This is a genomic window from Burkholderia sp. E168m23, assembly GCF_016586125.1.
GTDB lineage: Bacteria > Pseudomonadota > Gammaproteobacteria > Burkholderiales > Burkholderiaceae > Burkholderia > Burkholderia orbicola.
The window spans coordinates 1-10,077 of sequence record NZ_BCPP01000142.1; the positions used below are offsets into that span (position 1 = coordinate 1).

At 66.8% G+C, this 10,077-nt stretch carries 10 protein-coding genes; 3 read left to right on the forward strand and 7 right to left on the reverse strand.

The window, feature by feature from the left end:
* Positions 1 to 201 (forward strand): tetratricopeptide repeat protein (locus JMF90_RS10230; protein ID WP_201325083.1); only part of this gene is annotated, 201 nt, incomplete at its 5' end.
* An 87-nt stretch (positions 202 to 288) separates the two neighbouring features.
* On the opposite strand, the gene JMF90_RS10235 is transcribed toward JMF90_RS10230, so the two are convergent.
* Positions 289 to 1,590 carry an NCS2 family permease gene (locus JMF90_RS10235; protein WP_006480751.1) on the reverse strand — a complete coding sequence of 434 codons (1,302 nt, stop codon included), beginning with the start codon at positions 1,588 to 1,590 and terminating at the stop codon, positions 289 to 291.
* Positions 1,591 to 2,366: 776 nt separating this feature from the next.
* Between JMF90_RS10235 and JMF90_RS10240 the strand changes: the two genes are divergently transcribed.
* A complete protein-coding gene (locus tag JMF90_RS10240) occupies positions 2,367 to 2,645 on the forward strand; it encodes a hypothetical protein (protein WP_006480752.1) in 279 nt (92 codons plus the stop codon).
* Between the two features lie 171 nt (positions 2,646 to 2,816).
* On the opposite strand, the gene JMF90_RS10245 is transcribed toward JMF90_RS10240, so the two are convergent.
* The 5 genes from JMF90_RS10245 to JMF90_RS10265 all read right to left on the reverse strand — a co-directional run bounded on the left by JMF90_RS10245 (position 2,817) and on the right by JMF90_RS10265 (position 7,472).
* Positions 2,817 to 3,191 (reverse strand): DUF2917 domain-containing protein, encoded by a 375-nt coding sequence (locus JMF90_RS10245; RefSeq protein ID WP_011547194.1) that lies wholly within the window; start codon positions 3,189 to 3,191, stop codon positions 2,817 to 2,819.
* 250 nt (positions 3,192 to 3,441) lie between these two features.
* Complete coding sequence (locus JMF90_RS10250; protein WP_006480754.1) at positions 3,442 to 3,729, reverse strand: hypothetical protein; 288 nt, start codon at positions 3,727 to 3,729, stop codon at positions 3,442 to 3,444.
* Positions 3,730 to 3,808: 79 nt separating this feature from the next.
* Complete coding sequence (locus JMF90_RS10255) at positions 3,809 to 4,714, reverse strand: metal-dependent hydrolase (RefSeq protein ID WP_011694810.1); 906 nt, start codon at positions 4,712 to 4,714, stop codon at positions 3,809 to 3,811.
* Between the two features lie 29 nt (positions 4,715 to 4,743).
* On the reverse strand, positions 4,744 to 6,531 hold the full coding sequence (locus tag JMF90_RS10260; protein WP_011547196.1) for an SDR family oxidoreductase: 1,788 nt from the start codon (positions 6,529 to 6,531) through the stop codon (positions 4,744 to 4,746).
* A 41-nt stretch (positions 6,532 to 6,572) separates the two neighbouring features.
* Complete coding sequence (locus JMF90_RS10265) at positions 6,573 to 7,472, reverse strand: M24 family metallopeptidase (protein ID WP_011547197.1); 900 nt, start codon at positions 7,470 to 7,472, stop codon at positions 6,573 to 6,575.
* A 511-nt stretch (positions 7,473 to 7,983) separates the two neighbouring features.
* Between JMF90_RS10265 and JMF90_RS10270 the strand changes: the two genes are divergently transcribed.
* The gene (locus JMF90_RS10270; RefSeq protein ID WP_011694809.1) at positions 7,984 to 9,261 is read left to right on the forward strand and encodes an HAD family hydrolase; all 1,278 of its coding nucleotides are present in this window, start codon (positions 7,984 to 7,986) and stop codon (positions 9,259 to 9,261) included.
* 92 nt (positions 9,262 to 9,353) lie between these two features.
* Here JMF90_RS10270 and JMF90_RS10275 read toward each other — a convergent pair whose 3' ends face one another.
* Positions 9,354 to 10,076 carry a slipin family protein gene (locus JMF90_RS10275; protein WP_236597964.1) on the reverse strand — a complete coding sequence of 241 codons (723 nt, stop codon included), beginning with the start codon at positions 10,074 to 10,076 and terminating at the stop codon, positions 9,354 to 9,356.
* Position 10,077 lies beyond the last annotated feature (1 nt).

Consider the following 10,077-nt stretch of genomic DNA (forward strand, 5'->3'; position numbering starts at 1 on the left):
GATGCGGCAGTCGGGATCTTCGAGGAAATGAACCGCGCGTATCCCGATGACGCGCAAATCATGGCCAACCTGGCGGTCGCTTATCGCCGCACCGGGCGGGTCGATGACGCGGTGCAGTTGTATCGCCGCGTCGAGACGCTCGATTCGACGCTGGCCCAGCGGCTGTACGATGCGGAGCTCAAGGGCGTCGCAACGCCTTGATCCACGTGGACAAGGCGGCACGGCACGCACAGTGAAAACGCCACCCGAAGGTGGCGTTTTTTCGTTTCATCGTGCGATGCGCTTCGCTTACTCGCTGCCGAGATAGAAGAAGCGGAACAGGAACACGGCCGCGATGATCCAGACGATCGGCTTGACCGTGCGGCCCTGGCCCGTCAGCAGCTTGAGGCCGCCGTACGCGATGAAGCCGAATGCGACGCCGTTCGCGATCGAGTACGTGAACGGCATCAGCAGCGCGGTCAGCGCGGCCGGCACGGCTTCCGTCGCATCGTCCCACGGTACTTCGACCATTTCGCGCAGCATCAGGCACGACACGTACAGCAGCGCGGGCGCCGTGGCGTACGCCGGCACGACGCCGGCGAGCGGCGCGATGAACAGGCACGCGAGGAACAGCACCGCGACGGTGATGGCCGTCACGCCGGTGCGGCCGCCGGCCTGCACGCCCGACGCGCTTTCGATATACGCGGTGGTCGACGACGTACCGAGCACCGAGCCCGCGACGATCGCCGTGCTGTCGGCGAGCAGCGCCTTGTTCAGGCGGTTCATCTTGCCTTCGACGAGCAGCCCCGCGCGATTCGCGACGCCCATCAGCGTGCCGGTCGCGTCGAACAGCTCGACGAGGAAGAACACGAGGATCACGTTGATGATGCCGGTCGACAGCGCGGCGCCGATGTCGAGCTTGAACAGCGTCGCGTCGATCGACGGCGGCGCGGAGAACACGCCGTGGAACTGGTTGCCGGCGAAGAAGAACGACAGGATCGTTACGCCGATGATGCCGATCAGGATCGCGCCGCGCACGCGCAGGTGGTCGAGCGTGACGATCGTGAAGAAGCCGACGATCGCGAGGATCGTCTCGTGCTTGTGCAGGTCGCCGAGCGTGACGAGCGTGGCCGGGTTGCCGACGATCACGCCCGACGTCTTCAGCGAGATGATGCCGAGGAACAGGCCGATACCGGCGGTAATGGAAATCCGCAGCGATTTCGGAATGCCGTTGACGATCGCCTCGCGCACGCGGAACAGCGTGACGAGCAGGAACAGGCAGCCGGAGATGAACACCGCGCCGAGCGCCGCCTGCCACGTGAAGCCCATCCCCTTGACGACCGTGTACGCGAAATACGCGTTCAGGCCCATGCCGGGCGCGCAGGCGATCGGGTAGTTCGCGTACAGCCCCATGATGATCGACGCCAGCGCCGCGACGAGGCAGGTCGCGACGAACACGGATTCCTTCGGCATGCCGGCGTCGCCGAGGATCGCGGGGTTGACGAAGATGATGTAGGCCATCGTCAGGAACGTGGTGACGCCCGCGAGTATTTCGGTGCGGAAATCGGTGCCGGCTTCAGCGAAGCCGAAATACCGCTTGATGGATTCCATGAAGGCGTTTCTCCGGTCGGGTTGTCGTGTTGATTGTTGTGCCGAATTGTTGTACAGGCAGCGCGGCCGGCTAACTGTAACCAGCCACTATTGTCCGGCTATCGGCGGATTGTAATAGCGCGGATAGCTCGGACGATATAGTTGGAGGGCACGATCGGTTGCCTGCGCGCGAACGGTCTGGCGGCCCGCCCGTGCGGCGAAGGCGCGCATTTTACCGGTTCGCGCGGCATGGGCCGGCAGAAATGGCTGAAACGATGGAAACGACGCGGGGCAGGTGGGAGAAACGGGCCGATGCGTGCGCAACGGCACGCCGGCTGCGTTGCGCGCGGGCGGTGCACGATGACATGCGACTGAAACGGAGCGCCCGCATGCTGCACGAACGCGGTGCAGGCGGCGGGTGCGCATGTCCGCACGTGTGCTGCCGGCGCGGATACACGGCGCGGCAGCGGCGTGCAGCGGCCATTCGTCAGGCCAGGCGGGTGCAGGGATCGGATTATCGTGCGCCGAAGCCGTCCCGTCCGCAACCGTCATTTCGCGATGCGGGCGCGACTGTGGTTTCTGTGTAAAAGATTGCAAGACCCCATCGCGTAAACCGGCAAGTCTTTCTAGGATAGATACACCGCGCATGCACACGCCGGCCGGTTATTGCCGATGCGGGGGAGTTGCAGTCCGTGCAGGCCAGGCGGTGAATGGTGGTCAAGGCCGTTGCGCGTTTGGGCAGGCACGGCCGGCTGCGATTGCCCGATGCGGGTTCGTCCGTAATCACGGAGGTCAGCATGTTGAACTGGATCAGCCGTTGGGCGATGCGACACGCCCCCACGCCGGAAAAAACCGCTGCGTCGATGCTCGTGACGGCGCGCATGGAACTGTTCGCAGCCGAACAGCGCGTCATCGATGCGAAATTACAGGCGGATTACTGGCGCACACGTGTGTCATTCCTCGAAGAGGTGCAGAAACAGGGCATCGATCCGTGGGTGACCTCGCAGGCCGCGCAACGTCCCGACCTCGATTCCACTCCACGAAGCACGGGCCCGCGTCTCGCCGCCAGCACCTGATGCACCTGCTGCATCCTCTCGCTGCGCACGGCGCGCGATCGCTCGCGGCACGCACCGGCGTGCCGCGTCCTTCGATGCGCACCCGCGACGCGTTGCGCCGCGGGTGCGTCCGTTTCCGGTCGCGGCCGTTGCGCGTGTCGTGTACTTGACGCACGCGTAACGGCGCGCCGCTCATCCGCTCCTTCTCCCTATCCCGACGAGCAAACGTTGCACTTGCGCGAGCATGCGCCTGACCCGTTCGCCGCGTCGCACGTACGCGGTCGTGATCGTCGCTTCGGCCGACCGGTCGGCATCGGTGCCGAGCCAGATGCGCTCGCCGCGCGCGATGCGCAGCACGTCGCCGGGCTGTACCCAGTAATCGTCGACATTCGGCGGGCGCGTGATCCACAGCGCCGCGCCGTGCGCGCGGATCTCCGCGTCCTGCGGCGCGCGCCAGGTCATCGTCGTGCGCGGCGCGACCGCGAAACGGATCACGACGGTCGGTAATGCGATCGTGCCGGCGGGGCGCCGATCGCGGCGTTCGAACAGGGGGCTTGCCTGGTCCATCGTCTGCTCCATTCAGTGAGCCGGACGGATGACGTGCACCAGAACAAAAAGGCCTCATCCGTTTCCGGCGAGGCCTTGTGTGACATGCGGTACTGCTCGATTGCTAACGCACAAGCGCCTCCCGTGATCCATTCTTTCGAATGTTCACCGGGCAATGAATCGCGATGGCGACGAGCTTGAACGTAGGCATGCGAACGAGTGTGTCGTCGCGGCGCAGTGCTGTCAACGGAAATTTCGAGATACGTGGCGGTTACGCGTCGCGTTGCGCGAGGCCGTTCACGAGCAGTTCGGACAGCAGGCCCGTCATCCCTTCCGGGTGCGTGGCCGCGCGCGCCTTCAGTTGCTCGACGAGCTCGGCGTTGAGCTTGCACGCGAACGGCACGAGGCCCTGTTCCTGGTCGAGCTTGCGCTGCGCGCGGCGGTCCAGCTTGGCCGCTTCGTCGGCGCCCTTGCCGAAACGCGCGGAGCTCGACTGTTTCATCGCGTGCGTCAGCTTGAGCGCCTTGTTCTTTTCGAGATCGGTTTTCTTCATGGCCATCGCGGCACCTCCGGGAAATTGAAGCCGCGATTGTACGCATTTCGGCGGGCGCCGCCCGCCGAGCCGGCCGGAAGCCCGGTCACGCCCCTTTCGCCGCGCCCCAGTTGCCGCCGTGCGCGGCCGCCTGCGCGGCCGGCGAGCGGGCGAGGTAGGCGAGCGCCTGCTCGGTCGAACCTTCGTGGTGCGGCGTATAGCCCGGCTTGAAATAGCGCAGCGCCGCGCCGATCACCTTCCAGAACGACGGCAGGTGCCCGCGTCGCGAACCCCGCCACCACGCGAGCACGAAGCCCGGGTAGCGGCCGGCGTCCGGGTCGCGCCGGTACATGAACTTCGCACCAGTCGTGATGTAGTAGAGCAGCAGCAGGATCACGAACGCCATGTGCACGCAGCGTTCCGGATAGGTGCCGCCCATGTGACGGTAGATGTCGAACGCGACGGTGCGGTGCTCGACTTCCTCGGCGCCATGCCAGCGCAGCAGGTCGACCATCGTCGGGTCGGCGCGGCCTTCGTCGAGACCGTGCGCGTTGAGCACCCAGTTGCCGAGATAGCCGAAGAAATGCTCGAGCGACGCGATCACGGCCAGCTGCTGCCGCAGCCAGAAGCGCGTATGGCCGATCTTCAGCCCCAGCGGCTGCTCGCCCAGCACGCGCGTGAACAGGCGGTTGAGCTTCTGCGTGAACGGCTTCGTGTCGATGCCGTGGCGGTCGTAGTAGTGCTTCAGCACGCCGCCGTGCGAGCGCGAATGCACGGCTTCCTGCCGCAGGAAGCCTTCGGCTTCGTCGCGCAGGCGTGCATCGGTGATCAGCGGCAGCGCCTTGTTGTACACGCGGCAGAACCACAGCTCGCCTTCCGGGAACAGCAGGTTCAGCGTGTTGATGATGTGCGTGCTGCCCGGATCGTTCGGCACCCAGGTGACCGGCGTGTCGCTGAAGTCGAACTTCACGTGCCGGGCCTTGATCTTGTGATAGTCGGCGGTATCGGTCATGTTGTCTCCCTGTGCGGCGTCGTGCGCCGTCAATGCGATGCCATGCTGACGCGGGCGATCATCCGGCCCAGCCACGGCATGAAGCGGCCGACGAAGCGCAGCGCGTGCGCTTCGCCGCCGACCGCGACGACGGGGCGGTTGCGCAGCACGCCGTCGACCATCGCCTGCGCGACGGTTTCCGGTTTCAGGCCGCGCATCTGGTACAGCTTCGTCGCGCGCTTGCGCAGCCGCGCTTCGTCCTGTGCGTTGGCGCCCGCGTAGTGCGTCGACGCCATGATTCCGGTTTCCGCGAAACCGGGGCACACGGCCGTCACGCCGATGCCTTGCTCCGCGAGTTCCGCGCGCATGCATTCGCTGAGCATCAGCACCGCGGCCTTCGTCGTCGCATACGCGGGCAGGTCGCGCGACGGGCCGAACGCGGCGGCCGACGCGGTGTTGACGATGTGCCCGCCGGTGCCGCGCGCGGCCATCTGCTGCGCGAACAGCCGCGAGCCGTGGATCACGCCCCACAGGTTCACGTGCAGGATGCGCTCCCAGTGCCGCGCGCTCGTGTCGAGGATGCCGCCGGCCATGCCGATGCCCGCGTTGTTGATCACGACGTCCGCGCCGCCGAGTTCGCTGCCGACCCACGCCGCGAGCGCTTCCATCTCGTCGGCGGACCCGACGTCGACGCGTTTCGCATGGGCCTGGGCGCCGGTCAGCCCGATCAGCAGCGCGGTGCGTTCGGCGCTCGCGAGATCGATGTCGCAGGCGACGATCGTCGCGCCTTCGCGTGCGAAGGCCAGCGCCGCGCAGCGGCCGATCCCGCTGCCCGCGCCGGTGACGACCGCGACCTTGCCGCTGAAGCGTCCGCTGGTGGCGCGACGGCGCGCGTTCGCGAGCGCGGGCGGTTCGTCGCCGGATTCGACCGCGTCGATCAATTGCTCGGCGAGCGCCGCGAAGCGCGCGGGATCGGCGAGCGGCAGCCAGTGGCCGGCCGCGACTTCGCGGCGGTAGTACTGCGGCACCCAGCGCGACAGGTTCTCGGACAGCGCGGGGCTCACGTATTTGTCGCCGAGCGGCACGATCGTCTGCACCGGTGCGTGCGCGTAGCGTTCGCGCGGCGCGAACAGGCAGCGGATGAAGTTCGCGCGATAGAGCCGTACGCCGTGCGCGCCGTCGTCGGCCTGGGTCGGGCGTGGCGCGGCGGGCGTTTTCTCGAGCCGGCGCAACAGGCTCGGCCACGCGCGGCCGAGCCACAGCCGCCAGCCGAGCTCGGGGATGAACGGCAGGTGGAACAGATAGACGTACCACGAACGCACGAGCTGGCCGCCGAGCTTCGCCAGCGACGCGGGCGTCGGGTGCAGCACGCGTTCGCGCAGCCAGAAGCCGACGTGGTCGAGGCACGGCCCCGAGCACGACGTGTACGACGCGATGCGGCCGGCCAGGCGCGGATCGGTGACGAATTCCCAGCCCTGGATCGAGCCCCAGTCGTGCGCGACCAGATGCACGGCGCGGCCGGGGCAGAGCGCATCGATCACCGCGACGAAATCGTCGGTCAGCTTCGCGAGATGGTAGTCGGCCGTGCGCGTCGGCACGCCCGACAAGCCCGCGCCGCGTACGTCGTACGCGATCACGTAGTGCCGGCGCGCGAGCAGCGGCGCGACGTGCTGCCAGACGCTGCTGTCGTCGGGATAACCGTGTACCAGCACGACCGGCGAGCGGGCCGGGTCGCCCCAGGTCCGGACCGCGAGCGTCAGGTCGCCGGAGGCGACCGCCGTTTCGCTGTGAACCGATTCGAACAGGGCCAGCGGCGCTTCGTCGGAAAGAGGCTGCATCGTGAGTCCGTCGTTCAGGGAGTCGGGAGGTGGGTGGTTCGTCAGGCGGCGGCCGACAAGGTCGACGCAGCCTGCGCGCGCTCGGCCTGGCGGCGCTGCCAGCGGCGCACGTGCGGCAGATCCTCGTCGAGCCAGTACGCGTCGTCGTCGGTGATCACGAGCAGCTCCTCGAATTTCGCGCCGACGCCGGCGAAGCCGAGATGCGGCTCGACGGCCCACAGGCCCGGCACCGGCGCATGCTCGGAGCGGCGGTCGATCGACCACAGCGGCGACCAGCCCTGCTGTTTCGCCGCGCGGCCCTGGTCGAGCAGCAGGTTGCGTGTCGCGTTCAGCCCGAAGCGCGCGACGAAGCGCGGCTTCGACAGCTTGTGGATCTTCGCGACGCGATGCGCGAGCACCTTGAACGGATAGGCCTTGTGGCGCGGCTCGACGCCCTGGCGGCGGCACAGCGCGTCGACTTCCTGCGCGACTTCCGCCATCGGCCGGCGCGCCTTCACGAGCCGCACGATCATGTCGCGATGGTCCATCAGGTCGTCCTGCAACTGCTCGAGGATCGGGTTGCGGCCCAGGCAGTGCGCGTAGCCGACGTCGGCGACGATGCCGTCGAGCACCGGCGCGACGTCGAGGATCACCGGCATGTCGGTTTCGAGCTGGCGGTTGCTCGGGAAGAACGCGAGATTGAAGCCGCCCATGTGCTTGAGGCCCGAGAAGCCCTCGAACGCGGTGCGGTCGCCGAACCACGCGAACGGCTTGTGCAGCCAGTCGTGCACGCCGTTGTCCTGCAGCCATTCGGTCAGGAGGCGCGCGGCCTCCTTCTCGGTGATGCCGGGGTAGAGCATCGCGCCGACGGTTTCGACGCAGCGGTAGGCCAGTTGCTGGACCGCGCGGAATTGCGGCAGCTCGTCGAGGTGGACTTCCGGCAGCGGATGGTGGGCGGTCATGATGCGTCTCCATGTGTCGGCCCGCGTTTGCGTGTCGGCGTAGGGCGGGTCCTGGGCAAGGCTTGGGGTGCTGATCTGGATGCATCCGCCGGCGTCCATCGTCATACGGCTTATTCAGTCAGCATTTAATGTGTCATTGAGTAATGTAATGATCATAGCCGGTTCGCGGTCGCGCGCCAGCCCTTGGAGATGAGGACTTCTCCTAATGAAGGGCCGAAATGGAGGGGAAGCTCTAGATTTCAGGCGCTCGGGGCTGGATGGGCGTCGCTTGTCCGTGCGTCCTCAGCAGGGAAGTCGACAGGGATCGCGCCAGGCAAGGCTTCCACACGGCCCGGCATGTCGCGCCGGATCAACTCCCCGTCGTGTCACGGTGGGACGCTGTCAAATTGCCGAAATAATTTCGTCACATCATCCGCCCCGATTCGAAGCCTTTGCGGCTTCGCGAGGCCGGTGTGTCGCGCGTCGCGCGGGGCAGCGACCGAAGCCGATTCGGCATTTCAACGGAGAGACCATGCAACGCCGCCAGTTCATGAACACCCTTGCCGCGGCGACCGCTGCGACGCCGCTGATGCTCAAGGCCGGCATCGCCGGCGCGAAGAGCGCAACCGCCCCGGACGCGCTGGACCCCGGCCGCTGGTCGCCGTTCAACGCCGCGCGCCTGCAGGCGGTGCTCGACCAGCATGGCGTCGCGAGCGCCCGCTACGACGCAAAGCGCCGCCCGTATGCGGTGTTCGACTGGGACAACACGTGCATCATGAACGACTGCGAAGAGGCGTTGCTGATGTACCAGATCAACCATCTGCAGTACAAGCTGACGCCGGACGAATTCGTCGCCGTGATGTGGAAGGACGTGCCGAAGGGCGCGTTCATGAAGGACTACACGACCGTCGACGGCAAGCCGGTGACGATGGAGGACCTCGCGGCCGACGTCGAGTCCGACTACCGCTGGCTCCATGCGAACTACCAGGGCTTCGGCGGCGACAAGAGCCTCGACGAGATCCGCGAGACCGACCAGTTCAAGGATTTCCGCGCGAAGCTGTACTTCATGTACGACGCGATCTGCGACACGCATCCGCTCGAAATCGGCTACAAGTGGATCATCTACTTCTACCAGAACATGACGACCGCCGAGTTGCAGGCGATGGCGCAAGCGTCGAACAACTACGGGATCGGCGACGCGCTGCGCAAGGTCCGCTACGAAAGCCCGAAGACGCTGCCGGGCAAGGCCGGCGTGGTGGCCGATACGCATTTCCACGGCATCCGCATTCACGAGGAAATCCGCGCGGTGATGCATACGCTGCGGGCGAACGGCATCGACGTGTACGTGAGCACCGCGTCGCTCGACGACGTCGTGCGCGTGTTCGCCGGCAATCCGAACTATGGCTATGGCGTGCCGCCGGAGAACGTGATCGGCTTGCGTCTCGACATGCAGGACGGCAAGTACACGAGCACCTATCCGGCCGGCTGGCACTTCAACTGGGGGCCCGGCAAGACGGTGGGCATTCGCAACGTGCTCGTGTCGAAGAAGGGCTACGGGCCGCTGCTGGTATTCGGCGACAGCGATGGCGACGCGTGGATGCTGCGCGATTTCAAGGACACCGCGGCCGGCGTGATCGTCAACCGGATGAAGAAGGGCGAGATCGGCGCGGACAGCAAGCTCGCGGCCGAACAGATCGGCAACCCGGACGCGCGTTTCCTGCTGCAGGGCCGCGACGAGCATACGGGGCTGATGATTCCGGACGAGAAGTCGATCAAGTACGGCAAGGCCGAGCGCAAGCTGCTGGCCTGACGCGGGCGGGCGCTGGCCGCCGGGCGCGGGCCGCGGCTCCCGCGCTCATCGACATCGGCCCGCGGCGTCTTGCGGGACGGCGCACGCGCGTCTTAAGGCTCGCGCGACGGGCCCAGCCGATCCAGCAACGCCCCCAGCAGATCGACCGGCAGCGGAAACACGATCGTCGAATTCTTGTCCGCCGCGATCGTCGTCAGCGTCTGCAGATAGCGCAACTGCATCGCCTGCGGCTGCAGCGCGAGCCGCTGCGCGGCCTGCAGCAGCTTCTCCGACGCCTGAAGCTCACCTTCCGCATGAATCACCTTCGCGCGCCGCTCGCGCTCGGCTTCCGCCTGCCGCGCAATCGCGCGGATCATCGTCTCGTTCAGGTCGACGTGCTTGATCTCGACCGTCGACACCTTGATCCCCCACGCATCGGTCTGCGCGTCGAGCGTCTTCTGGATGTCCGCGTTCAATTGTTCGCGCTCGGCGAGCAGCGCGTCGAGTTCGTGCTTGCCGAGCACCGCGCGCAGCGTCGTCTGCGCGAGCTGGCTCGTCGCCTCGAAGAAGCGCGCGACCTGGATCACGGCCTTCTCCGGATCGACGACGCGGAAATACACGACCGCATTGACCTTCACCGACACGTTGTCGCGCGTGATCACGTCCTGCGCCGGCACGTCGAACACGACGGTGCGCAGGTCGATCCGCACGACCTGCTGGACGATCGGGATGATCAGCACCAGCCCCGGCCCCTTCACTTTCCAGAACCGGCCGAGCATGAACACGACGCCGCGCTCGTACTCGCGAAAGATGCGGATCGACGACGCGACGAGCACC